This is a genomic window from Pseudomonas sp. CFBP13528, assembly GCF_005233615.1.
Classification (GTDB): Bacteria; Pseudomonadota; Gammaproteobacteria; order Pseudomonadales; family Pseudomonadaceae; genus Aquipseudomonas; species Aquipseudomonas fluorescens_AM.
Genome location: NZ_QGAJ01000007.1, coordinates 191,726 through 217,403, shown reverse-complemented (window position 1 = coordinate 217,403; position 25,678 = coordinate 191,726). Strand labels below are relative to the sequence as shown.

Genomic DNA, 25,678 nt, shown 5'->3' with positions numbered 1-25,678 from the left:
CTTGGAAGGCTTCATGTGGCAGCGGCTGGGAGAGTGTCAGCTCGTTTGTAGCTGGCCGTTCCGCCATCGGAGCTTCGTATCAACCTCTGTACCAAATGGCCCAGATGACGGTTGCAATCGCCCAGATATGACAGCTGCGATAGGGCCACAATGCCCATCTTCTGAGCGCTAAAGGAACTGACGCCAACTCTTCCTCGGTGACGAGGCCAGCTTTCACGAAGCGCTTTGAATCGGACAGGAAATCAACCATAAGCCCCATGCGGTGAAACCTATCGATCCGTTGGTTTCTTTTCCAAAAACGTTTATGCCTACGAACTCTTTCGTTGTCACTGAAGTAACTTTCCAGCTCGTCGAGTTTTCTATATTCGGCGTATAGAATCAGCCCCAAAAGGACGTGCGTCCCAGCCATCAGCACGATGCTATAGACAAGAAAGAGCGACATTATTAAGCCCCCTCTGATTGAAATAAAAAAACACCATCGACCTCTAGGATCTCTCCACCCAGGAAAGCACCGACATCTCCCAAAAAAGAACCTCCTGCGTACCCTCCCGCAGCGCCACCGATAATTCCACAGGCCAACTCAGCGCGTCCCTTGGTCGAAATAGCGAAAGCTATCTTACAAACACTCCGCCCAACCCTTGCACCATAGACTCCCCCGATCGAGGCCCCCGTCACGCTACCCGCCAACCGCCCCGTCTCCACGTATTTGGCTCGCCGACACTGCGCCTCCCTCCCGGTCATACAGGCCTCCTTGATCTCCAATCCCGCCGCGCCAACGTCCATCGCCATTCCCACATACATACCCTTGCCCAACCACTTCGACACTTGCGCAATCGCCCCCATCCGCTGGGCATAGCCGGCAATCTCGCCCTTGTGCAAATAGCTGTTGGTGGAGACCCCGAGGACCTCCTTCAACGACTGGTTGCTGCGCAAGCCCGTGCCCAATCTGCCCGCGCCACGCAGTTGAGTATCCAGCAATGCAAACAGCATCTGCCGCTGGCGAATGAAAGTCTCGCGATCCAACCCGCCCGTTTTCAATCGTTGATGCAAACGCTCTATTTCCTCCAACGTATGCACTGTTTCATCCAAATGCCGCGCCCAGGCCGATGTCGCGCTGCCGACGCCAATCGAGCCATAGGTCAGCAAGCTCTGCAGCAAGTCATAGTCATTGACCACCGCCGCGCCGGTCGATGAGTGCTGTTCCAGGTCGCGCCGCACCTGCTCGGCATGGCGCATCAACCAGGCTTCGTCCCTGGAGCATTCCACGCTGTGTGCATCGGGAATAATCACTAATTGCCCCGGCGTGACCAGCCCATGGCGCAGGTGCCGGTTGAGCACATCAAAATGGTCGGAGCGCTGGCGGCTCAAGCCTCCCCCCATCAAGCGGGACTTCAAGCTGCTGTAGTCGGTTGTATGGTCGTTGATATAACTCTGCGCCATGCCCTGCATCCCGCGTCCAATAGAGATGGCGTCGGAATATAGGCAAGCGAATACGGCCCGGAAACAAGCAGCAAGGAGTGAAGATAAATAGAGAAGTTGCCTACGCCGCCAGGAAAAACCGACTACAGAAAAATACCCGGCAAGCGCCGGGTATTTGATTTGACGTGATGATCAGTCCGAATAACCCAGCCTTACCGCACGAACCTTCTGCGTCTGCTTGCGCGTCGCCAGGCAGTAATACAAAGGACACGTCACCACCAACCCCACCAGCCACGACAAGTCCGCGCCTTCCACCAGGTTGGCCCAGGGCCCCACATACAACGACGTATTGGCAAACGGCAATTGCACGATGATGCCGATGAAATATGCCACGATCGCATGCAGGTTGAACCGGCCATACACCCCGCCGTCGGCCTGGAAGATCGAGGCGATGTCGTACACCCCGCGCTTGATGATGTAGAAGTCGATCAGGTTGATCGAGGCCCACGGCACCAGCACCAGCAACAGCGCGAGGATCAATCCGATAAATTGCGCGATGAAGTCCGCCGACGCGCCCAGCGCCACTACACAGCAACCGGCGAGGATCACGCCCGACAGCACTACGCGCACCTTGATGCTGGGCGTCCAGCGGCTGGCGAAGGTCTGGATCGAGGTGATAATCGAGAGCACCGCGCCGTACAGGTTCAGTGCGTTGTGGCTGATGATATTGAGCAGGAACAGCACCATCAGGATCGGCCCCAGCGCGCCCGTGGCTTGCTTGACCGCGACCATCGCTTCGGTGCCTTCCGGTGTCGCCAGTGCCGCCACCAGGCCGAAGGCGAACGACAGGATGGTGCCCAGTGTTGCGCCCAGGTAGGTGGCGATAAATGGCCGGGTGATGCCGATGTCCGCCGGCAGGTAGCGCGAATAGTCACTGGTGTAGGGCGAGAAGCTGATCTGCCAGATCACCCCGAGCGACACCGTGGCCAGCCAGCCGGCGGCGTTGAAACCGCCGCGGGTGAGGAAGTCGGCCGGCAGGTCATGGGCAAAGATGTAGACAAACCCGGCGAGCAACGCGCTGCCCATCACCCAGGTGCCGATGCGATTCAAGGTATGGATAAAGCGGTAGCCGATCACGCCGATGGCCGTGGCGCTGAGGGCGCCGATCAGGATGCTCGCCGGCACCGGGACCGACGGCACGATGCCGACGATGGATTTGCCGGCCAGCACGATGTTGGAAATGAAAAAGCCGATGTAGATCAGCGCCGCGAAAAATACGATCAGCAGCGCGCCGTAGCGCCCGAACTGGCCACGGCTCTGCACCATCTGCGGGATGCCCATGCGCGGGCCCTGGGCGGATGCGAGGGCAATCACGATGCCGCCAAGCAGATGCCCAAGGGCAATCGCCAGCAGCCCCCAAATCAGATTGAGATGAAACACCTGGGCCACCATTGCGCCGGTGACGATGGGCAGCGGCGCGATATTGGTGCTGAACCACAACGTGAACAGGTCGCGGGCTTTCCCGTGGCGCTCTGAGAGGGGGACGTAATCGACCGTGTGATGCTCGATCAGGGGGTCTTGCCGGGACATCTGAGGCATAGGAATAACTCGCGTTTGTCTGATCTTATAGTTGTTTGACGCCAACCGAGGGGAACTCTAGGGCCGCCCTCAGCATGAACACCATATTATGGTATTCCAAGCTTTTAACAAGACTGATCCGTTGTTTTAGCCCCCTCCGATCCGGCAATCCCGCCCCGAGAAAACCCATTATCAAGGCATAAATTCCCGTAATAGAGGGTTTTTTGCGGTTCTTGACACGTTTATCGCCCGTTTAAAAAAGCCCTTGCAACTCATGTATTACGGTATACCATCAGACCTATAAATTTAAAAAAAACCGCTTCATAGCAGAGGACAATCCCATGATCGATGCCGCCGTCTACAAACAAGTGATGGGTTCGTTTCCGTCCGGGGTCACCGTAATTACTACGCTGGACGACGACGGGCAAATCGTCGGCCTCACCGCCAGCGCGTTCAGCACGCTGTCCATGGACCCGGCCCTGGTGCTCTTCTGCCCCAACTACAGCTCTGACTCCTACCCCGTACTGATCAAGAACAAGCGCTTCGCCATCCATGTGTTGTCCGGCGGACAGCAAAGCGAAGCCTATGCCTTTGCGCGCAAAGGCAAGGACAAGGCCCAGGGCATCGAGTGGACCCTGAGTGCATTGGGCAATCCGATCCTGGCCAATGCCACGGCGGTCATTGAATGCCAGTTGTGGCGCGAATACGAAGGCGGCGACCACGCAATCATGGTTGGCTCGGTCAAGAACCTGATCGTGCCGACACAGCCGAATGGACCCCTGGTGTATTGCCACGGCAAGATGGGTACCCTGCCGGTGCCTGCCTGATACCCCGCTGAACCCATTTTTTTTGCGGAAAACAACAATAGATCCGAGGTACGCGTCATGAAATTTTCGCTGTTCGTACACATGGAACGCTGGGATGAAAGCGTCAGCCACCGTCAGTTGTTCGAAGACTTGACCGAACTGACCCTGATGGCCGAAGCCGGTGGTTTCAGCACCGTGTGGATTGGCGAACACCACGCGATGGAATACACCATATCGCCAAGTCCCATGCCGCTGCTGGCTTACCTCGCGGCCAGGACCACCACTATCCATCTGGGCGCCGGCACCATCATCGCGCCGTTCTGGCACCCGCTGCGGGTGGCGGGCGAATGCGCGTTGCTCGACGTGATCAGCAACGGGCGCATGGAAGTAGGCCTGGCCCGTGGCGCTTATCAGGTCGAGTTCGACCGCATGGCCGGCGGCATGCCTGCCTCGAGCGGTGGCCAGGCCCTGCGCGAAATGGTGCCGGTAGTGCGCGCCCTGTGGAAAGGCGACTACGCCCACGACGGCGACATCTGGAAATTCCCCACCTCCACCAGCGTACCCAAGCCGATCCAGCAGCCCAGCCCACCGATGTGGATCGCCGCCCGCGACCCCGACTCCCATCATTTCGCCGTGGCCAACGGCTGCAACGTGATGGTCACGCCGCTGATGAAGGGCGATGAAGAAGTCCTGGACCTGAAAAACAAATTCCAGGCTGCCCTGGACAACAACGCTGGCGTGCCGCGCCCGCAGTTGATGGTGCTGCGTCACACCCACGTGCACGCCGCTGATGATCCGCAGGGCTGGAAAGTCGGGGCCAAGGCGATCTCGAAGTTCTATCGCACCTTCGATGCCTGGTTCGGTAACAAGAGCGTGCCGGTCAACGGTTTCCTGGAGCCAAGTCCGGAAGAGAAGTTCGCCGCACGCCCCGAGTTCGAACTGGAGAGCCTGCACAAAACCGCGATGATCGGCACTGCAGAAGAGATCATCCCGCGTATTCGGTATTACCAGGAACTGGGCGTGGATGAGTTCAGCTTCTGGTGCGACAACAGCCTGCCCCATGCCGAGAAGAAGAAGTCCCTGGCCCTGTTTATCGAGCAGGTGATGCCAGCGTTTCGTTGACCGTCCGCAGGCGTCGCTTCAAGCAGATGCGACGCCTGCACACCCGGTGATCAGTTGAACAGCTCGACACCCAACTGGAACGCGACCCACAGCGCCAGACCCGTGGCGAAGAGCAACGCAATGTTCTCGAACAGGTTATTGCGGTACTCCTTGCCGAGCAGCGACTTCTGGTTGGACATGATCAGCAGGCCGAGGGAAATCACTGGCAGACCGATGATGTTCAACGCGCTGACACCAATGGTCAGCGTGACAAAGTCCGGCATGCCCGGCAGTGACCAGACCAGCGGGGTCACCAGGATGAACAGCATGAACCACTTGTGCATCGGGTCATGGTGGAACTCTTTGCCATAGCGTTCCCGGCGTCCGGGGCGCACGTGCTGGAAGGCATCGGTGATCAGCATCGGAAAGGCCGTGGTCTTGCCCGAGATGCTGGCGAACAGCGTCGCGAACACGCCGATAAAGAAGATGTACCAGCCGATCGGGCCGAAGAAGATCTCCAGCGCCTTGCCCAGGTCGCCCAGGGTATTCACTTCAATGCCGTTGGGCCGCAGGATCTCGGCGCCGACAATCCAGATCGCCAGGTTGATCACAATGCCGACGAACACGGCGAACAGCAGGTCGTTACGCTGGATGCGCTTGTGCTGCGGGCCGATCCAGCCCTTCTGGCGCATCACATAGGGGTGCACAAAGTTGGCGATCGAGCCCGCCACCGCGCCGATCACCGAGACCGCCACCAGCAACGCGCCATGCACGCCCTCATCCGGCGGAATGCTGAAACCGATCGTGCCTCTGACAATACCCGCCATGTCCGGCCCGGACATCACTGCCAAGGCAATGAACGCCAGGGTCATGATCGCCAGCAGGCCCTTCATCACGCCTTCGATCATCGAATAGATATTGCGCCCCACCAGCAGCCACACCGCCAACACCACCGCCACCGAACACAGCAGCGCGTAGTCGGTCTTGAACAGCATGGCCAGGGCTTCACCCGCGCCCTTGATCATGTAGGCATTCATCAAATGCCCCATCAGCAGCGCATACACCAGCAGGAACCAGGCGAAAAACGGGTTCAACTGGGCATAGCCCTGAAGGATCGTCATGCCTTGGTTATTGCACAGCTGGAAGCGCGCAATGATGTTGACGATCAGGTACCTGAGCAGCAGCGACACCGCGAGCACCCACATCATGGCGTAGCCGTAGTTGGCGCCGGCAACGGAGGAGGTAATCAAATCGCCTGCGCCCAGCCAGGACAGTACCGCGATAACGCCGGGGCCGAGCAGCTTTAGAAGTCGTACAACATGGCCGGGCGCAGGCGCCGCAGCCTTGCCTTCGACGGAAGGAAAACCGGTCATAGGGGGGAGTCTCCGTTATTTTTTTTGTGAGAGCGGTGATAGTCGAACACAGTTGATACGACGTCGTACAACTCCAATAGCCGGTTAAGTATTAATAAATGTTTCGCGCCGCGCCGGTTGTCCGCGACGCGCTGGAATCATCGCCCTGCGACAAAATGTACTAACCAGTTACTTATCTTGCTAAAATCGCGGTCCTGCCCTATTGCCTGTCAATTAAGCGAACGAAATGTTCAACGCAGCGAAGATCAAATGTGGGAGGGGATCTGCGCTAACTGATCGGCATTAGGCTTTGCCCTCTCTCACTCGAGCCCTTTCGACATGAAACGAGCATCGCGCGCCGCTGGCGTCTCTAGATTCTTACTCCTTGGCCTGGGCGTGATCATCGCCCTGCTCGGCCTTGCCCTCGCCGTTGGCGGCGCCAAACTGGCCAGCCTGGGAGGTTCCTGGTACTTCCTGGTCGGTGGCGTGGCCATGGCCCTTGCCGGACTGCTGATTGCCCGGCGCAACCCGGCGGGTGCCTGGCTGTTCGCCGCGTTCCTGGTCGCCACGGCCGTATGGGCCGTCGCGGATGTGGGCCTGGTGTACTGGCCGCTGTTTTCGCGCCTGTTCATGTTCGCGGTGATCGGTATCGTGGTCGCGCTGGTGTATCCGCTGCTGGTCGGTAAACCGGCGCGTGGTGCGTACGGCGTCGCCGCTGTACTGGCGCTGGGCGTGGCGGTGGCGGCGGGCAATATGTTCGTCGCTCACCCAAGCGTCGCGCCGACCGGCGCCGGCCCCGGCATCACCCCGGTGGCCGCGGCCGATGCCCAGAAAGACTGGGCCCACTACGGCAACACCGAAGGCGGCAGCCGCTTCGCCGCGCTGGACCAGATCAATCGCGACAACATCGACAAGCTCAAAGTCGCCTGGACCTACCACACCGGTGACGTGGCGATCAGCGACGGTAACGGTGCCGAGGACCAGCTGACGCCCCTGCAGATCGGCAACAAGGTCTTCATCTGCACCCCGCACAACAACCTCATCGCGCTCGACGCCGACACCGGCAAGGAACTGTGGAAGAACGAGGTCAACGCCCAATCGGCGGTCTGGCAGCGGTGCCGTGGGATGGCCTACTTCGACGCCACTGCGCCGATTGCCCAGCCGACCCAACCCAACAGCTCGCCGATCATTGCCGCCAGCGTGGCCGCCGGTGCGCAATGCCAGCGTCGCCTGCTGACCAACACCATCGATGCACGCCTGATCGCCGTGGATGCCGACACCGGCAAATTCTGCGAAGACTTCGGCACCCACGGCCAAGTGGATTTGAAGGCCGGCCTGGGTAATGTGCCGGACAGCTACTACCAATTGTCGTCGGCGCCGCTGATTGCCGGTACCACCGTAGTGGTGGGCGGTCGCGTCGCGGATAACGTACAGACCGATATGCCCGGCGGCGTGATCCGTGGTTTCGATATCATCAGCGGCCAGATGCGCTGGGCGTTCGACCCCGGCAACCCTGAAGACAAACATGCGCCAGCCGAGGGCAGCACCTACGTGCGCAGCACCCCGAACAGCTGGGCGCCGATGTCCTACGACCCGCTGATGAACACGGTCTTCCTGCCGATGGGCAGCTCGTCCACCGACATCTACGGTGTGGAGCGCACCCAGCTCAATCATAAATACGGTGCTTCGGTACTGGCGCTGGACGCTTCCACCGGTGCCGAGAAATGGGTGTACCAGACGGTCCACAATGACCTGTGGGACTTCGACCTGCCGATGCAACCCAGCTTGATCGATTTCACCCCGCCGGGCAGCGACAAGGCGGTGCCCGCCGTGGTGATCGGCACCAAGGCCGGGCAAATCTATGTACTCGACCGCGCCACCGGCAAGCCGTTGACCGACGTGCAGGAAGTGCCGGTCAAAGCCGCGAACATTCCCAACGAGCCGTACTCCCCCACCCAGCCCAAATCCCTGGGCATGCCGCAGATCGGCGCACAGACCCTGACCGAATCGGACATGTGGGGCGCCACGCCGTTTGACCAGTTGCTGTGCCGCATCGACTTCAAGGGCATGCGCTACGACGGCCTGTACACTGCGCCGGGTACCGATAAATCCCTGAGTTTCCCGGGTTCCCTGGGCGGCATGAACTGGGGCAGTATTTCCACCGACCCGGTGCACGGTTTTATCTTCGTCAACGACATGCGCCTGGGCCTGTGGATCCAGATGGTGCCGTCGCAGAACAAGGCCCTGGCGGCCTCCGGCGGTGAAGCGCTGAACACCGGCATGGGCGCTGTGCCGCTCAAGGGCACGCCCTATGCGGTGAACAAGAACCGCTTTCTGTCGGTAGCCGGCATTCCGTGCCAGGCGCCGCCGTTCGGCACCTTGACCGCCATCGACATGAAAACCCAGAAAATCGCCTGGCAAGTACCGGTGGGCACTGTTGAAGACACCGGCCCCCTGGGCATCCGCATGCACCTGCCGATCAAAGTCGGCCTGCCGACCCTCGGCGGTACGCTGTCGACCCAGGGTGGCCTGATCTTTATCGCCGGCACCCAGGACTTCTACCTGCGCGCCTTCAACAGCGGCAACGGCGATGAAATCTGGAAAGCCCGCCTGCCGGTGGGCAGCCAGGGCGGCCCGATGACCTACGTGTCACCCAAGACCGGCAAGCAGTACATCGTCGTCACCGCCGGCGGTGCGCGCCAGTCCACCGACCGTGGCGACTATGTGATCGCCTACTCCCTGCCGTAACAACCCCTGTTCGCGCGGTGCGCCCGCACCGCGCTTTTGTGTCTGGAAAATCCTGCATGAACCCTACTTCTCATACCTGCATTGGGCGCCTGGTGCTGGGCCTGGCCTTTGCCGCCGCCCTGCCCGCTCAAGCCGACGACACCACCCTGACCGGCGACTGGGGCGGCCTGCGCCGTGAACTCGACGACCAGGGCGTGCGCTTCAGCGGCGACTACAGTGGCGAGACCGCCTACAACGCCCATGGCGGCCAGCATCGCTCGGCGCGCTACTCACAAAACCTCAAGCTCGGCGTGCAGTTCGACCTGGGCAAGCTCTACGGTTTCAACAACGGCGACCGCATCCAGCTGACCATCAACGACCGACGCGGCAACAGCGCCTCCGAAGACCTGGTGGGCAACCGCCTGCCGATCCAGGAAAACTACGGCGGCCTTTATACCCGCCTCACCGAGTTGAGCTACGAACGCACGCTGTTCACCCCGGCACTTAACGTCAAGCTCGGCTACATGGCCATGGGCAATGACCTCGGCGGCCTGGACAGCGGCATCCTGTGCAACTTCATGAACGCCGGGTTCTGCGGGCATCCGTTGAACATGTCGGGCGGCAGCGGCTGGGCCAACTATCCGAATGCGCACCTGGGTGCACGGGTTAAATACGACTTTTCGCCCAACTGGCAACTGCGCGTGGCCGCGTTCAATGTCGACCCGTCCAGCAACGGCAATTCCAGCCGCGCCTGGCACCTGGGGCCCAAACACACCACCGGTACCGTGGTGCCCATTGAGCTGATCTACAAACACGCCGGCAACCTGCCGGGTGAGTACAAGCTCGGTTATTACTACGACAGCTCCGATGTAAAACGCATCGGCAGCGACAAAGCGGTCAGCGGTCGCGGCGGCCACTACCTGTTGATCGACCAGGCGGTGTGGGCCTCTCCGACGTCCCAGGGCCGCAGCCTGCATGCCTTTGCTCAATACTCGGCGGCCAGCGAAGCGGCGTCGCCGTTCAGCAAGTGGTATGGCGCGGGGGTGGTGTTGTACAAACCGTTCGAAGGCCGCCCACGGGACACCGTCGCCCTGGGCTATGGCCGCGCCGTGCCGAACCCGCGCAGTCGCGATGTACAGGAACTGGCGGCCGTCAATGCAGGCAACCCCTACCCTGCCCTGGACAGCGCCGAGCAGTTGATCGAACTCAGCTACGGCTACCAGGCCACGCCGTGGCTGACCTTGCGTCCGGATGTGCAATACATCATCGAACCGGGGGCGTTTTCCGGGGAAAGTATCGACAATGCGCTGATACTGGGTTTGCAGGTCAAGGCGGTGTTCTAAGCCGCGCCCTGCTGGTACTGCCTGGGCGTACACCCGAACTCGCGGCGAAACACCGTGTGCAGGTATTGCGCCGAGGTGAACCCGCAGGTCTGCGCAATATCGGCAATCGCCAGCGCCTGGTTTTCCAGGCCCTTGGCGGCGGCGGCGAGTTTGAAGCGCAAGATCTCGTCGTGCACGCTGCACCCGCGCACCTTGCGAAAGTGCGACTCCAACGATGAGCGCGACACCCCGACATACGCCGCCACCTGCGCGGTCTTGATGCCCTGGCACGCGTACTGGCGGATAAACAGCAGGGCCTGCATCACATAGGGATTGCCCAAAGGCTGGTGCAGGCTGGAGGCCTGCACGTTGATTGCGTCCGGCGGCACCAGCACCTGCGTACCCGCGCAGGGTTTGCCATGCAGCATCTGGTGCAGCAGCGCGGCGGCAGTGCGGCCCATGGTTTCGGTGCCCTGGATCACCGAACTGAGCGGCACCCGCGTCAGCGTGCGGGTCAGCGGGTCGTTGTCGATGCCGATCAGCGCCACTTCCTCCGGCACCGCAATGCCTGCTGTCAGGCAGGCCTGCAACAGCTGCCGGGCACGGGCGTCGGTCACCGCAATAATGCCGATAGGCTTGGGCAGGCTGTGCAGCCAGGCAATCTGCTGCTCCACCGCGCTGTCCCACAACGGCGCGCTGGTCCCCAGGCCGCGATAGATCTCTACCTGCAAACCGTCGCGCTGCATCAACCCGCGAAAAGCCTTCTCACGCTCCTGGGCCCAGCGGTTGGCCTGGGCTTCAGGCAGGCTGAAACAGGCAAACCGCGTCAACCCGGCCTCGATCAGGTGCTCGTAGGCCAGTTTCATGAGCGCATGGTTATCGGTCGCCACATAGGGAATCCCCTTGGGGTACAGGCTGACGTCCTCATACGACCCGCCCACCGCCACCACCGGTATCCGACTCCCGACCAACGCCTCGCCAATCAGCGGGTCATCGAAATCGGCAATGATCCCATCGCCCTGCCAACGCTCGATACCGCGCAGGCGACAGAGAAAATCCTCCTCCAGGAACAAATCCCAGGACGCACGCGTGCTGCTCAGGTAATTGCCGATACCGGCGATGATGCCACGGTCGTAGATTTTGCTGCCGTTGAAGAGCAAGGCGATGCGGTGCACGGGCGGTAGGGTTTTCATTGGTTTTGTCCTGGGGCCGGTGGGTGCAAACAGGTACGCGGATGTCTGGCGGCTAAGGATAGCGGACCTGGGATGAGGCCCGCTTAACTTACCTAAACTCCACCAGCAGGGCTGCAACTACTGACCAAAAGACGGAGCCGATCAACATCATCATATTGATGGCCAATAGGCGCCTTAGGTGAGGAGGAAAGTTTTAAGATCGACAGGGTCCAGTTCTCCGATGCGAAGAGACGCCTTTGGCAACGTCACCCTTCCGGCAATTTTTGATATTTCCCAAAGCGACCAGATTACCCCCCCCTTTTCCAGGCTTGTCCCCAGCTATAAATAAAGCGACTGTTCCTCAGTGCTTCTTTCATAGCGTCCAGGTACCGACGACTTAGGTAAAGACTAAAGATAACGCCAGCAACTGCGAGCAAAATTGGCCCACCTGTAACAATGATTGAAATCCAAGGAGGCCAAGTATCGATACTGGTCATGGTTGTCCGGCCTCGTAAATTTTTTCACTCCTGAGGTTTGCCTCGGCGTCCCCACCAGAACCTAGTGATGCGTCAGGCTACGAATTGGAAACGCCGAGGGCTTTTCGAGTAAGGGATGTCGCCCCCTCAAACTACCTAAACTTAAGTAGTACAACTACGGTGACAAGCCAAGTAAAACCAATGACTTTCATAGCCGTATCGATAACCAGCAGACGCTTTAGGTAAGGTGGAAAACTTTCGAGATCAGCAGCGTTTACATCCCCAATTCGGATATACGCCTTCGACCACGTTACCATTCCTGCGATTTTCGCTATCTCCAACAGGGACCAAATCACACCCCTGCGCCCCAAACTCGGTCCCCATAAGTAAATATAACGGCTATTCTTCAATGCGTCCTTAATGGCGTCCAAGTGACAGCGGCTCAGATACAACGTGTATCCAATGCTTATAATTCCAAGCAAAAAAGGACCACCGCCAACAATCCAAAAAGCGAACCAAGACTTCCAGAATTCCTCCTCAGTCATGGCGCAGTTTTCTCGTACAGAATTTCTCCACCTAGTTCCCCTCCCATCCCACCTGCAGTCGTGCCCACCCATGCACCAGTTGCTACCAGTGCCGCAGCACAAATAACATCACCTTTTGTCTTGGGGCCGGTGAGTGCAGATGAGTACTCAAAGGTCTGACTGCTCAGGATAACGGGCCTCGGATGAGGCCCGCTAGAACAATGAGTCGCGGCGACTCTTCAAACTATCTGATTCTAAGCAGCACAACCACGACCCCCATCCAAATACAAGCAATTATCATCATTGCCAAATCGACAACTAAGAGACGCTTCAGGTATGGGGGAAACTTTTCAATATCGCCTGGATCAACCTCCCCCATAATGATAGAAGCCCTTGGCCAGACAACCATTCCGGCAATTTTCGAAATTTCCAAGAGCGACCAAATCAAACCTCGCCTCCCCAGACTTGTGCCCCATATATACATATAACGACTATTTTTTAGGGCCTCCTTCATGGCATCTAGGTGACAGTGAGTAAGGTAAAGGCTAAATGCAAGGCCAGCAGCTGCAAGTAAAATAGGGCCTCCGGCGAATATGATCGCAACCCAAGGTGGCCAAGTATCGATGTTAGTCATGGTTTGTAGCCTCATAGATTTTTTCACCTATGTATTCGCCACCTTCACCACCGTAAGTGGTACCTGCCCATGCGCCAGCACCGACTAAAGCCGCGACGCAGACAACTCCTCCTATCCCAGTGGTAACACCCAATGCTAAACAGATTGATCCGCCAGCCGCGCCGGCCAACCCTCCTGCTCCAGCACCAAAAAAGGTAGCGCCTGCAAATTTTCCCGCTTCCGTAAACTTGATCCTCTTGCACGACTGCGCAGAGTCACCGTTACACACTTGCTGAACAGCCAATAACGAAGACACCCCACCAAGACCAATACCAATGTACCCCCCTGCCTTCATATACTTCGTGGCACGGCTGACCGACTCCACATGAGCGGCATACCCCGGAATCTGCCCCGGCCCGCCCGCCTTGTTCCAGTGATGCACCAGGCTGCGGCTGGAAATACCCAGGGCCGATTTCAACTTCGGGTGATCGCCCAAGGTTGTCTGGCCGCGCAAGCGCGTGGAGTTGAGCAAATGGGCATCCAACTGGTTCATCAGCCGTTGACGATCAGCAAAGAACTGCGGCGATCTAAGGTGGCCGTGCCGCCGATAGCTTTGCTGATGCAGGCGCTCCATCGCCTGGAGTGTGTCGCGCAGATTGCTCAGGTGCTTCTCCATCACCACTGCACTGACGCCGAGCCAGGTTGAGGTATGGCCGATAAACCCGGCAATTTCGGCACCGTGGCGAAACAGGAAGTCAGCCTCGTCCGGCGTCAAGGTATCCAGGGAGGCGTCGACCTGTATGGCGGCCTGCATCAGTTGCGCTTCTTGATAGGTGCAGGAGGTATTGCTCGGATCACTGAGCACAATCATTGAGCCGGCTTTGACACTACCCGTATTGGGATTTAGTGCCTGGAACTTGCGCATCACAGCTGGGTCGAGCGTCGGAAAAAGCGTAGCCTCCAGCGCCTCGCGGGTCATGCTCTTAGGCACGATATAGAAGCCAGGCTCCTGGTCGCTCTCTGCGTTGAATGCTCGACGGGTGGGCACGAAACCAGATTGACGCGGCGCTACAGGGCTGGCGCTTACCGTTGATGTGTTGGGTTGAGCAATTCGCTGATTAATAGGCGATGCTGAGTTTTCGTTTTCGTAGGTGGCTGAGTACACCGAAGGAATCAACCGAGCTTGACATGGGCAACTGCTGAAACTATCCAGTGTGCCTGCCACACGTTTACCGTGACTCTCAATATGGGAAATGCCGCCTAGAATCTGGTATGTCCCTTTATGTTTTCCGCAGGTAACCAGGTCACCTTCGCGAGCATGGAGAATCCCGTAGATATTAACTCTTGGATCACCTTCGATAATTCTACCGCCGCACGTCGTTCTATCACCCAGGCCAACAAAATGTCCTTCACTCATGCACTGCGCCCTTTAAATTAGTCCACTGCCAATGCGCGAAACGGCAAAGCAATCAAGCCCTGTCCCGCTCAATCCTTACTGGGTGACTGCCTTCGGCCGCCACTCGATAAATTGCAATAGGTGGATGAGCCTTGCGGTAGGCATTTTTTTTATCATCACGTCCAACACTTGCTTACTGAGCCCCGTTTTTTTGCTCAGTGAGCGAAGACTTATCCAACCCACTCAAAAACTCAGGCGATACGTCGTTGGTATACAACAAGGCTTGTGATGTATTCATCTCTATGTTCCTTATCTCAGTTTAGTTCGCCGCCCTCACTTGATCACATCAAGGCAGTGACTGGCGCTCCGAACTTTGAAGAGGCATTTACCCGCCGTAAAGTCAGACGTTTCCCTAAATCCTGTACTCCCTGAGCCGTCCCGAGTTCCTCACTCAAAATCGCACCACCCCTTGGTGATTTTCATAATCAGCAGCCCCAGTGCCGTTGCTAGTATCCAGACACCGCCAAGAACAATAAGGAAAACGCCATGCCGTACTTCCCCGGTGTCGAGCAGGTCCGCTTCGAAGGCCCTGCCAGCGACGCTCCCCTCGCCTTTCGTCACTACGACGCCAACAAGCTGATCCTCGGCAAGCCCATGCGGGAGCACCTGCGCATGGCGGCCTGCTACTGGCACACCTTTGTGTGGCCGGGGGCGGACATGTTTGGTGTGGGCACCTTCAAGCGGCCGTGGCAGCGCAGCGGTGGCCCCATGGAGCTGGCCATGGGCAAGGCGGAGGCGGCCTTTGAGTTTTTCTCCAAGCTGGGCATCGACTACTACAGTTTTCACGACACCGATGTGGCGCCCGAAGGCAGTTCGCTCAAGGAGTACCGCAACCACTTTGCGCAGATGGTCGACCACCTGGAGCGTCATCAGGAACAGACCGGCATCAAGCTGCTGTGGGGCACCGCCAATTGCTTCAGCAACCCGCGCTTTGCCGCCGGTGCCGCGAGCAACCCCGACCCGGAGGTGTTCGCCTACGCCGCCGCCCAGGTGTTCAGCGCGATGAACGCCACGCTGCGGCTCAAGGGTTCCAACTACGTGCTGTGGGGCGGTCGTGAAGGCTATGAAACCCTGCTCAACACCGACCTCAAGCGCGAGCGTGAACAGCTCGGCCGGTTCATGCGCATGGTGGTGGAACACAAGCACAAGATCGGCTTTACCGGCGACCTGCTGATCGAGCCCAAGCCCCAGGAGCCGACCAAGCATCAGTACGATTACGACAGCGCCACGGTGTTCGGCTTCCTGCACGAGTACGGCCTGGAGCACGAGATCAAAGTGAACATCGAGGCCAACCATGCGACGTTGGCCGGGCACAGCTTTCACCATGAGATTGCCACCGCCGTGTCCCTGGGGATTTTCGGCAGCATCGACGCCAACCGTGGCGACCCGCAGAACGGCTGGGATACCGACCAGTTCCCCAACAGCGTCGAGGAAATGACCCTGGCCACCTATGAAATCCTCAAGGCCGGCGGCTTCAGGAACGGCGGCTACAATTTCGATTCCAAGGTGCGCCGCCAGAGCCTGGACGATATCGACCTGTTCCACGGGCATGTCGCAGCGATGGATGTATTGGCCCTGGCCCTGGAACGCGCGGCCGCCATGCTGCAGAACGACCGCCTGCAACAGTTCAAGGACCAGCGCTATGCCGGCTGGCAGCAGCCGCTGGGCAAAGCCGTACTGGCGGGCGAGTTCAGCCTGCAATCCCTGGCCGAACATGCGTTTGCCAACGAACTGGACCCGCAGGCCGTGAGTGGGCGGCAGGAGATGCTGGAAGGAATCGTGAACCGGTTCATCTACACCTGACGCTCCTACAGGGGCTGTGACATTTGCGCGACAAATCTATGCACAGAGCGCCCAAGGACGCTCTACAGTTTCAGGCGCACCACGCTGTGTCTTTTCCAACAACAATAAAAGGACGCACCACCATGAAGTCATTCAAACGTACGCTGCTCGCCACTGCCCTGGCCCTGCTCGCCCTGCCGGTGATGGCCGATTCGGCTCACCCGAAAATCGGTTTTTCCATCGACGACCTGCGCCTGGAGCGCTGGTCCCGTGACCGTGACTACTTCGTCGCCGCGGCGGAGAAACTCGATGCCAAGGTGTTCGTGCAGTCCGCCGATGCCAACGAGCAGAAGCAAATCTCGCAGATCGAAAACCTGATCTCCCGTGGCGTCGATGTGATCGTGATCGTGCCGTTCAATGCCACGGTGCTCACCAACGCGGTGGCCGAAGCCAAGAAGGCCGGGATCAAGGTGGTGTCCTATGACCGCCTGATCCTCAATGCGGACATTGACGCCTACATTTCCTTCGATAACGAAAAAGTCGGCGAAATGCAGGCCAGCGGCGTGCTGCAAGCGGCGCCCAAGGGCAATTACTTCCTGCTCGGTGGCGCGCCGACCGACAACAACGCCAAGGTGCTGCGCGAAGGCCAGATGAAGGTGCTGCAACCGGCCATCGACAAGGGCGATATCAAGATTGTCGGCCAACAATGGGTGAAAGAGTGGAACCCCACCGAAGCCCTGAGCATCGTCGAGAACGCCCTGACTCGTAACAACAACAAGATCGACGCCATCGTCGCCTCCAACGATGCCACCGCCGGCGGTGCGATCCAGGCCCTGGCCGCGCAGAAGCTGGCGGGCAAGGTGCCGATTTCCGGCCAGGACGCCGACCTGGCGGCGATCAAGCGCGTGATCGACGGCACCCAGACCATGACCGTCTACAAACCGCTCAAGTTGATCGCCACCGAGGCGGCCAAACTCTCGGTGCAGTTGGCGCGCAATGAAAAGCCCACCTACAGCTCGCAATACGACAACGGCAGCAAGCAGGTCGACACCATCCTGCTCACCCCGACACCGCTGACCAAGGCCAATATCGACGTGCTGGAGAAGGACGGGTTCTACACCAAAGAGCAAATCGGCGGGCAATGATGACTGCCTCGATAAAACCTCGCCCCCTGTAGGAGCGAGCTTGCTCGCGAAAAACGTCAACGATAATGCGCGCTTCCTGGATAAACGCGGCGCTCTCGGGTTTTTCGCGAGCAAGCTCGCTCCTACAGGGGTGGGGGCCAGCCTTTTTGTGTGAGCCTTTCCCATGTCCGACTACCTGCTGCAAATGAACGGCATCGTCAAACGCTTCGGCGGTGTCAACGCCCTCAACGGCATCGACATCAACGTACAGCCCGGCGAGTGCGTCGGGTTGTGCGGCGAAAACGGTGCCGGCAAATCCACCCTGATGAAGGTGCTGTCGGCGGTCTATCCGTATGGCACCTGGGAGGGAGAAATCCTCTGGGACGGGCAGCCGCTCAAAGCCCAGTCCATCAGCGAAACCGAAGCCGCCGGCATCGTCATCATCCACCAGGAACTGACCCTGGTGCCCGACCTGTCGGTGGCCGAGAACATCTTCATGGGTCACGAGTTGACCCTGCCCGGCGGGCGCATGAATTACCCGGCGATGCTGCGCCGCGCCGAGGCGTTGATGCGTGAACTCAAGGTGCCGGACATGAATGTGGCGCTGCCGGTGTCGCAGTATGGCGGCGGCTACCAGCAACTGGTGGAGATCGCCAAGGCTCTCAACAAACAGGCACGCCTGCTGATCCTGGACGAGCCCTCCTCGGCCCTGACCCGTTCGGAAATCGACGTGCTGCTGGACATTATCCGTGACCTCAAGGCCAAGGGCGTGGCCTGCGTGTACATCTCGCACAAGCTCGATGAAGTGGCGGCCGTGTGCGACACCATCGCCGTGATTCGTGACGGCAAGCACATCGCAACCACTGCCATGGCCGACATGGACATCGCGCAGATCATCACGCAAATGGTCGGCCGCGAGATGAGTAACCTCTACCCCACCGAACCCCATGAGGTGGGTGAGGTGATATTCGAAGCGCGCAACGTCACCTGCTACGACGTCGACAACCCCAGGCGCAAACGCGTCGACGATGTTTCCTTCGTGCTCAGGCGTGGCGAAATCCTCGGTATTGCCGGGCTGGTGGGCGCCGGGCGCACGGAGCTGGTGTCGGCACTGTTCGGCGCCTACCCCGGCCGCTACAGCGGTGAGGTGTGGCTGGAAGGCCAGGTGATCGACACGCGTACGCCGCTCAAGTCGATCCGCGCCGGACTGTGCATGGTGCCCGAGGACCGCAAGCGCCAGGGCATCATCCCCGACCTGGGCGTGGGCCAGAACATCACCCTCGCGGTGCTCGACAGCTATGCCCACCTGACCCGCATCGACGCCGAGGCCGAACTGGGCAGCATCGACCAGCAGATCGCGCGCATGCACCTGAAAACCGCCAGCCCGTTTCTGCCGATTACCAGCCTGTCCGGTGGCAACCAGCAAAAGGCCGTGCTGGCGAAAATGCTGATGGCCAAGCCCAAGGTGCTGATCCTGGATGAGCCCACGCGCGGGGTGGATGTGGGCGCCAAGTACGAGATCTACAAACTGATGGGCGCGCTGGCGGCCGAGGGGGTGTCGATCATCATGGTGTCGTCGGAACTCGCCGAAGTGCTCGGCGTGTCCAACCGCGTGCTGGTGATCGGCGACGGCCAGTTGCGGGGCGACTTCATCAACCAGGGGCTCACCCAGGAACAGGTACTCGCCGCTGCGCTCAGCCAAAATAATAACGATCGGAAGACCGCGTAGATGAATCAGGTCAAACAGCTTTTCACCCGCTACAAAATGCTCGCGCTGGTGATCGCCGTCGCGTTCATCTGGCTGTTTTTCAGCTGGCAGACCGACGGCGGTTTCCTCACGCCGCGCAACCTGTCCAACCTGCTGCGGCAGATGTCCATCACCGGGATACTGGCGTGCGGCATGGTGCTGGTGATCATCAGCGGCGAAATCGATTTGTCGGTCGGCTCATTGCTGGGCTTGCTGGGCGGGCTGGCGGCGATCCTGGATGTGGTTTATCACATCCCGCTGCTGGCCAACCTGAGCCTGGTCGCGTTGTGCGGCCTGATGATCGGCCTGGCCAACGGCTATATGACGGCGTACCTGCGCATCCCTTCGTTCATTGTCGGCCTGGGCGGGATGCTGGCGTTTCGCGGGATCCTGCTGGGCATTACCGGCGGCACCACCATCGCGCCGGTGTCGCCGTCGCTGGTGTACGTGGGCCAGGGGTATTTGCCGCATTCGGTGGGCATTGGCCTGGGTGTCCTGCTGTTTGCGTTGACCTTGTTCCTCACCTGGAAGCAGCGGCGCAACCGCGCACTGCATGGTTTGACCGCGCATGCCCTGATGCGCGACGCACTGCGCGTGGTGCTGATCGGCGCAGTGCTGGCCGGGTTCGTGACCACCCTCAACAGCTACGACGGCATCCCGGTGCCGGTGTTGCTGCTGCTGGTGCTGCTCGGCGTGTTCAGCTACGTCACCAGCCAGACCGTGTTCGGCCGCCGCGTGTATGCGGTGGGCAGTAACATGGAGGCCACGCGGCTGTCCGGTATCAACGTGCAGGCGGTGAAACTGTGGATCTTCGGCATCATGGGCGTGATGTGTGCGCTGGCCGGCCTGGTCAACACCGCACGCCTGGCCGCCGGCTCACCGTCAGCGGGGAACATGGGCGAACTGGACGCGATTGCCGCGTGCTTTATCGGCGGCACCTCGATGCGCGGCGGCTCGGGCACGGTGTATGGCGCGTTGCTCGGGGCACTGGTGATTACCAGCCTGGATAACGGCATGTCGATGCTGGACGTGGACAGTTACTGGCAGATGATCGTCAAGGGCAGCATCCTGGTGCTGGCGGTGTGGGTGGACGTGAGCACGCGGGCGGGACGGCGGTAAACCCAACGCCTACCGACACTGAATAACCCTGTGGGAGGGGGCTTGCCCCCTCCCACATTTGTCTGCCTTTCAACATTGGGATTGGTGGCATTTGGTCATGATTTTTAAAGGGCCAGCAAGGCATGTCCCTTTAAATTGCAGGACGTTTCCTAGACAATCCCTGGCGCCTTGTGCCTGCTGGAATCGGTGGCTAGTCTGCGCTCCGTCACTGCCAAATCAGTGATCGGGTTTAGTCGCCCGGAATGTCACAAGGCGCATGGTCCATCAAGCTTTATGGTGGCTGTGCGCAGGGCACCTTCGGGTGCGCCGGATTTTCCTTGTGGCCGGTCGACTAACCTGCGTACAGCCGCCACCCATCGTTTAGTCGCGACGGGGGTCGGTACCAAATCACACAAGGAACTGCACCATGAATAAAGTCCAGCCAGATCCCCCGTTTGACCCCGCAAAAGACCGCGCCGCCTTCAACCGCGCCATCGACCACTACCTGCCCGCCCAAGGCTTCCACTCGGTCAACGAAGACCTGAGCTTCGAAGACGCCCTGCTCTACACCGCCAGCTTGCTCGACAGCGCCTCCGCCACCGCACTCGATTGCGGCGAGCTGCTGCAAAGCCCCGCACGGGCGAAGATCCTGGCGGTGTGGCACTTGCTGGAAATTGCCAAGACCACGGTTGATCGTTCCATCGCGTGCCTGACCGACACCAAAGCCCCTGCCTGAACGCGGTCAACCTTGTGGGAGGGGGCTTGCTCCCGATGACGGCGGATCAGTCACAGAGGTATAGCTGACCCACCGCTATCGGGGGCAAGCCCCCTCCCACATTGGCCGCATTTTTTCTTGGATTATTGCGAACCGGAATTAAATGTCCATAATAGACAAACACGTTCAGTTCGAGGTTTCCATGTCCAATACCGTCATGATCGACCAGACCCCGGCCCGCACCGCAGACTTCATCATCATCGGCGGTGGCATCGCGGGGGCGTCCACCGGGTTCTGGTTGTCGCAGCACGGCAAAGTGCTGGTGCTGGAGCGCGAAAACCACCCGGCCTATCACTCCACCGGGCGCTCGGCGGCGCTCTACAGCGCAGCGTATGGCACTGCTCAAGTACGCGCGCTGACCCTGGCCAGCCGGGCGTTTTTCGACCAGCCGCCAGCAGGTTTCTGCGAACACCCACTGCTCACACCCCGGGGCGAAATGACCGTCGATTTCACCGGCGATCCGGCCGAGCTCGATAGCCAATACCGGAACGCCAAAGCCACCGTGGCAGAGGTGGAGCGCTTGAGCGCCGACGAGGCCTGCAAACGCTTGCCGATCCTGCGCCGGGAAAAGGTCCACGGTGCCATCTATGACCCCACGGCGTGTGACATCGACACCGATGCCCTGCACCAGGGCTACCTGCGCGGCATACGCCGCAACAATGGCGAAGTGCGCACCGACAGCCATGTGCTGAGCTTGAGCCGCGAGTCCGACGGCCTCTGGCATGTGCATACCCAGGATGCGAACTTCACCGCCCCGATCATCATCAACGCCGCTGGCGCCTGGGCCGACCATATCGGCGGCCTGGCGGGTGCGGCGTCCATCGGCCTGCAGCCCAAGCGCCGATCGGCATTTATCTTCGCAGGTCCCGACGGTGTGAACAGCCATGACTGGCCAATGCTGGTAGCTCTCGACGAAGCCTTCTACATGAAGCCGGATGCCGGCGTGTTCCTCGGCTCGCCAGCCAACGCCGACCCGGTGCAGCCCCAGGACGTACAGCCCGAAGAGCTGGATATCGCCATGGGCATCTACCAGATTGAAGAGGCGACCACCCTGACCATCCGCCGCCCGATACGCACCTGGGCCGGGCTGCGCAGTTTTGTGCACGACGGTGATTTGCTGTCCGGTTTTGATCTGCGGGTGCCGGGGTTGTTCTGGGTGGCGGCACAGGGTGGTTATGGTATCCAGACGTCACCGGCCATGGGCCAGGCGAGCGCCGCACTGGTGCGAGGCGCGACACTGCCCGAGGCACTCACGCGGTTCGGGCTGGACGCTGGTATGCTCTCCCCCGTCCGCCTGGAGCCCCATTGATGACCATCGCCGAACAAGACACTGTCATGCAGAACTTTCGCGGGATCGCCGATGCGATCGCCACCCTGTTCTTCCCGCATGCGGAAGTGGTGCTGCATGATTTGCGTACGCAAACCGTCGACTATATCGCCAACAATCTATCTAAACGCAGCTTGGGGGATGACTCGTCGCTGGATGACATGCTGGCCGGTGACGTCAGCGAAGTGAATATCGGCCCTTACGAAAAGCTCAACTGGGACGGTCAGAAAATTCGTAGCCTGAGCACAGTGCTGCACGATCATAAAGGTCGTCGGCTGGCCATGCTGTGTATCAACCTGAATATCTCAATGTTTGAGACCGCCAAGGCGGCGCTCGATATGTTCCTGTCACCGAGCAAGCTGATCGCCCAGCCGGACGCGCTGTTTCGCGATGATTGGCAGGAACGCATCAACACGTTCCTTCACGCCTGGCTGCGCGAACGCCAGTTGAGCCTCAACCTGCTGACCCGCGACCACAAGCGCGAACTGGTGCTCGCGCTGCATGCCGAAGGTGCGTTCAAGGGCAAGAGCGCCTCCAACTACGTGGCCAATGTGCTGGGCATGGGGCGGGCCACGGTCTACAAGCATTTGAAAGAGTTAAAGGCTTAACCACCTGTAGGAGCGAGCGTGCTTGCGAAGAACCTCGCCGATAACGCATGGGTTCTGGTTAACGCGGCGCCTGTGAGTCCTTCGCGAGCACGCTCGCGCCTACAAGGGTTCGAACAGTTGGGATCAGTCGCCGTAGATATCGGCCTTGAAGTACTGCTGGGAAATCTTCTGGTACTCACCACTGGCGCGTATGCCGTCGATGGCAGCATTCAACGCGCTGACCAACGCCGTATTGCCCTTGCGCACGGCAATCCCCGAGCCCTCGCCCACGTATTTCGGATCCTGGAGTTCCGGGCCGACAAAGGCGTAGCCCTGGCCGCGTGGCATCGACAGGAAGTCGCTCAGGGGAAGGGTATCGGCAAAGATCGCATCCAGGCGCCCCGCTGCCAGGTCCATGTAGATTTCTTCGTTATTGCTGTAGCGCTTGACGTTGATGCCCCTACGCTCGAACACCTCGGAGGCATACCGGTCGGTGGTGGTGGCGCGCTGTACGCCGACGTTCTTGCCCTTGAGGCTGGCGTATTGGTCATCCACCACCGCGCCGTCCTTCATGACCAGCCGTGAGGAGGTGAAGTAATACTTGTGGGTGAAATCCACCGACTTCTTGCGGTCTTCGGTGATGGTCATGGACGACAGGGCCATGTCGATTTTCTTGACCTTGAGGGACGGAATCAGACCGTCGAATTCACCTTCAACCCACACGCACTTGACCTTCATTTGCGCACAGAGGGCGTTGCCGATGTCGTAGTCGAAACCGACGATCGTGCCGTCCTGAGTCTTGGACGCGAACGGCGGGTAAGCGGCGTCGATGCCGATACGCAGGGTTCTCTCGGCGGCCAGCAGGTGGCTGGAGGCAAGCAGGCTCAGGGCCAGGGCGGGGATGAGGTGGCGTTTCTTCATGATCGGGTTCTCGCGGGTTGTTGGTTTGCAAGAGTGAAGAAAAACGGAACGTGACGATTTTGTACTTATAATTCCATACTGGACTTTTATGTTTCGCGCGTCAATTCAGCGCCAACACGCAAAAAAAGTGGGAGGGGGCTTGCCCCCGATTGCGCTGTATCAGCCACGTATACAGTGCCTGACACTCTGCTATCGGGGGCAAGCCCCCTCCCACACTTGGACTTGCGGGGTCTGTAAGACTTTACCTGGACACCGGCATCGCAAACTCCGCACCCTGCTCAATGCTCTCCGACCAGCGCTGCATGATCGACTTCTGTTTGGTGTAAAAGCGCACACCCTCAGTGCCATACGCATGCATATCGCCGAACAGGCTCTTCTTCCAGCCACCAAAACCATGCCAGGCCATCGGCACCGGGATCGGCACGTTGATGCCGACCATGCCTACTTCGATGCGCCGCGCAAATTCGCGGGCGATGTGGCCGTCGCGGGTGAAGCAACTGACGCCGTTGCCGAACTCGTGGTCGTTGACCAGCTTCACGGCTTCGGCGAAATCGTTGACGCGCACACAGGCCAGTACCGGGCCGAAGATCTCTTCGCGGTAGATGCTCATGTCCCGGGTCACGTGGTCGAACAGCGTGGCACCGAGCCAGAAGCCATTTTCCAGGCCGGGCTCGGTGGGCACGTAGTCACGGCCATCGAGCAGCAATTGCGCGCCGGCTTGTACGCCCTGTTCGATATAGCCACTGATACGCTCCAGCGCCACCTTCGACACAATCGGCCCCATCTCGGCTTTCAAATCGCGGCCATCGGTGATGCGCAGTGTTTTGGCGCGTTCGGTCAAGGCCGCAATGACTTTGTCGCCCACATCCCCCACCAGCACTGCCACCGAGATCGCCATGCAGCGCTCGCCGGCACTGCCGTAGGCGGCGCCCATCAGGGCATCGACGGTGCGCTCGATATCCGCGTCGGGCATCACCACCATATGGTTTTTCGCGCCGCCCAGGCCTTGCACGCGCTTGCCGTTGCGCGCGCCGCTCTCGTAGATGTACTGGGCAATCGGCGTGGAACCAACGAAGCTCACGGCCTTGACGTCCGGGTGTTCGATCAGTGCGTCCACCGATTCCTTGTCGCCCTGCACCACGTTGAACACGCCTTTGGGCAAGCCCGCTTCACGCAGCAGTTCGGCCATGAACAACGAGGCGCTCGGGTCGGTGGGGCTGGGCTTGAGGATGAAGGTATTGCCCGCCGCAATGGCAATCGGGTACATCCACATCGGTACCATCACCGGGAAGTTGAACGGGGTCACGCCGGCCACCACCCCCAGCGGCTGGCGCATCGTCCAGTTGTCCATGCCACGGGAAACTTGGTCGGAATGTTCGCCCTTGAGCAGGTTGGGAATGCCGCAGGCAAATTCGAGAATGTCGATGCCACGGTCGACTTCGCCCTGGGCATCGGTAAAGACCTTGCCGTGTTCGGCGACGATGATGCGCGCCAGGTCGTCCTTGCGTTCACGCAGCAGGTGCAGGTATTGGAACAGCACACGGGCGCGGCGAATCGGCGGGGTGTCGGCCCAGCCGGCGAAGGCAGCCTGGGCGGCGGCGACGGCTTCGGCCACGGTCTGGCGGCTGGCCAGGGCCACGCGCGCGGTGACTTCGCCGGTGGCCGGGTTGTAGACGTCCTGATAGCGATCATCGCGGCTCACGCGCTGGTCGTTGATGTAGTGCTCAATGGTAGTGGACATGGCAGGCGCTCCAGGTAGTTGGCGTTGGCA

The 25,678-nt window shown here is 59.9% G+C and carries 20 protein-coding genes; 11 read left to right on the top strand and 9 right to left on the bottom strand.

All coding sequences use genetic code 11. The annotated features are described in order from the left end of the window. Positions 1 to 79 precede the first annotated feature (79 nt). The 3 genes from PspCFBP13528_RS16070 to PspCFBP13528_RS16060 form a co-directional block, all read right to left on the bottom strand. A complete protein-coding gene (locus PspCFBP13528_RS16070) occupies positions 80 to 442 on the bottom strand; it encodes a hypothetical protein (protein ID WP_065952761.1) in 363 nt (120 codons plus the stop codon). Between the two features lie 2 nt (positions 443 to 444). Beyond that, positions 445 to 1,440: a hypothetical protein gene (locus PspCFBP13528_RS16065; protein WP_065952866.1), complete on the bottom strand. Its 996-nt coding sequence runs from the start codon at positions 1,438 to 1,440 to the stop codon at positions 445 to 447. A 171-nt stretch (positions 1,441 to 1,611) separates the two neighbouring features. Continuing rightward, positions 1,612 to 3,018 carry a cytosine permease gene (locus PspCFBP13528_RS16060; protein WP_137200650.1) on the bottom strand — a complete coding sequence of 469 codons (1,407 nt, stop codon included), beginning with the start codon at positions 3,016 to 3,018 and terminating at the stop codon, positions 1,612 to 1,614. 320 nt (positions 3,019 to 3,338) lie between these two features. On the opposite strand from PspCFBP13528_RS16060, the gene PspCFBP13528_RS16055 reads away from it, so the two are divergent. Both PspCFBP13528_RS16055 and PspCFBP13528_RS16050 read left to right on the top strand, forming a co-directional pair. Continuing rightward, positions 3,339 to 3,824, top strand: coding sequence for a flavin reductase family protein (locus PspCFBP13528_RS16055; RefSeq protein WP_137200648.1), 486 nt, complete (start codon positions 3,339 to 3,341; stop codon positions 3,822 to 3,824). Between the two features lie 57 nt (positions 3,825 to 3,881). Then, a complete protein-coding gene (locus PspCFBP13528_RS16050) occupies positions 3,882 to 4,925 on the top strand; it encodes an LLM class flavin-dependent oxidoreductase (RefSeq protein WP_137200646.1) in 1,044 nt (347 codons plus the stop codon). A 50-nt stretch (positions 4,926 to 4,975) separates the two neighbouring features. On the opposite strand, the gene PspCFBP13528_RS16045 is transcribed toward PspCFBP13528_RS16050, so the two are convergent. Beyond that, on the bottom strand, positions 4,976 to 6,277 hold the full coding sequence (locus tag PspCFBP13528_RS16045; RefSeq protein WP_065952765.1) for an Nramp family divalent metal transporter: 1,302 nt from the start codon (positions 6,275 to 6,277) through the stop codon (positions 4,976 to 4,978). Between the two features lie 318 nt (positions 6,278 to 6,595). Here PspCFBP13528_RS16045 and PspCFBP13528_RS16040 point away from each other — a divergent pair, with 318 nt between their 5' ends. Continuing rightward, positions 6,596 to 9,004, top strand: coding sequence for a glucose/quinate/shikimate family membrane-bound PQQ-dependent dehydrogenase (locus tag PspCFBP13528_RS16040; protein WP_137200644.1), 2,409 nt, complete (start codon positions 6,596 to 6,598; stop codon positions 9,002 to 9,004). 56 nt (positions 9,005 to 9,060) lie between these two features. Next, complete coding sequence (locus PspCFBP13528_RS16035) at positions 9,061 to 10,326, top strand: carbohydrate porin (protein ID WP_137200642.1); 1,266 nt, start codon at positions 9,061 to 9,063, stop codon at positions 10,324 to 10,326. Here PspCFBP13528_RS16035 and PspCFBP13528_RS16030 read toward each other — a convergent pair. The 3 genes from PspCFBP13528_RS16030 to PspCFBP13528_RS16010 form a co-directional block, all read right to left on the bottom strand. Then, positions 10,323 to 11,498, bottom strand: coding sequence for a XylR family transcriptional regulator (locus PspCFBP13528_RS16030; protein WP_101220928.1), 1,176 nt, complete (start codon positions 11,496 to 11,498; stop codon positions 10,323 to 10,325). The genes PspCFBP13528_RS16035 and PspCFBP13528_RS16030 overlap by 4 nt on opposite strands. A 1,223-nt stretch (positions 11,499 to 12,721) precedes the next feature. Further along, on the bottom strand, positions 12,722 to 13,111 hold the full coding sequence (locus PspCFBP13528_RS16015) for a hypothetical protein (protein WP_137200638.1): 390 nt from the start codon (positions 13,109 to 13,111) through the stop codon (positions 12,722 to 12,724). Continuing rightward, a complete protein-coding gene (locus tag PspCFBP13528_RS16010; RefSeq protein ID WP_137200636.1) occupies positions 13,104 to 14,507 on the bottom strand; it encodes a PAAR domain-containing protein in 1,404 nt (467 codons plus the stop codon). Before PspCFBP13528_RS16010 ends, PspCFBP13528_RS16015 begins: the two co-directional genes overlap by 8 nt. A 525-nt stretch (positions 14,508 to 15,032) precedes the next feature. Here PspCFBP13528_RS16010 and xylA point away from each other — a divergent pair. The 7 genes from xylA (at position 15,033) to PspCFBP13528_RS15970 (ending at position 23,007) form a co-directional block, all read left to right on the top strand. Next, the gene (gene xylA / locus PspCFBP13528_RS16005; protein WP_137200635.1) at positions 15,033 to 16,349 is read left to right on the top strand and encodes a xylose isomerase; all 1,317 of its coding nucleotides are present in this window, start codon (positions 15,033 to 15,035) and stop codon (positions 16,347 to 16,349) included. A 122-nt stretch (positions 16,350 to 16,471) separates the two neighbouring features. Continuing rightward, positions 16,472 to 17,473, top strand: a complete 1,002-nt coding sequence (xylF, locus tag PspCFBP13528_RS16000) for a D-xylose ABC transporter substrate-binding protein (protein ID WP_137200633.1) — start codon at positions 16,472 to 16,474, stop codon at positions 17,471 to 17,473. Between the two features lie 163 nt (positions 17,474 to 17,636). Further along, positions 17,637 to 19,181 carry a D-xylose ABC transporter ATP-binding protein gene (gene xylG, locus PspCFBP13528_RS15995; protein ID WP_137200631.1) on the top strand — a complete coding sequence of 515 codons (1,545 nt, stop codon included), beginning with the start codon at positions 17,637 to 17,639 and terminating at the stop codon, positions 19,179 to 19,181. Then, a complete protein-coding gene (locus tag PspCFBP13528_RS15990; RefSeq protein ID WP_065952774.1) occupies positions 19,182 to 20,318 on the top strand; it encodes a sugar ABC transporter permease in 1,137 nt (378 codons plus the stop codon). A gap of 406 nt (positions 20,319 to 20,724) precedes the next feature. Then, on the top strand, positions 20,725 to 21,033 hold the full coding sequence (locus tag PspCFBP13528_RS15980) for a hypothetical protein (RefSeq protein WP_137200628.1): 309 nt from the start codon (positions 20,725 to 20,727) through the stop codon (positions 21,031 to 21,033). 181 nt (positions 21,034 to 21,214) lie between these two features. Further along, the gene (locus tag PspCFBP13528_RS15975) at positions 21,215 to 22,381 is read left to right on the top strand and encodes an FAD-binding oxidoreductase (RefSeq protein ID WP_241669098.1); all 1,167 of its coding nucleotides are present in this window, start codon (positions 21,215 to 21,217) and stop codon (positions 22,379 to 22,381) included. Continuing rightward, the gene (locus tag PspCFBP13528_RS15970) at positions 22,381 to 23,007 is read left to right on the top strand and encodes a PAS domain-containing protein (RefSeq protein WP_065952776.1); all 627 of its coding nucleotides are present in this window, start codon (positions 22,381 to 22,383) and stop codon (positions 23,005 to 23,007) included. Before PspCFBP13528_RS15975 ends, PspCFBP13528_RS15970 begins: the two co-directional genes overlap by 1 nt. Positions 23,008 to 23,130: 123 nt before the next feature. Here the strand turns inward: PspCFBP13528_RS15970 and PspCFBP13528_RS15965 are convergent, their stop codons facing one another. Continuing rightward, on the bottom strand, positions 23,131 to 23,907 hold the full coding sequence (locus tag PspCFBP13528_RS15965; RefSeq protein WP_137200626.1) for an ABC transporter substrate-binding protein: 777 nt from the start codon (positions 23,905 to 23,907) through the stop codon (positions 23,131 to 23,133). A 241-nt stretch (positions 23,908 to 24,148) separates the two neighbouring features. Then, positions 24,149 to 25,648 (bottom strand): CoA-acylating methylmalonate-semialdehyde dehydrogenase, encoded by a 1,500-nt coding sequence (locus tag PspCFBP13528_RS15960; RefSeq protein ID WP_101220935.1) that lies wholly within the window; start codon positions 25,646 to 25,648, stop codon positions 24,149 to 24,151. Positions 25,649 to 25,678: the final 30 nt, after the last annotated feature.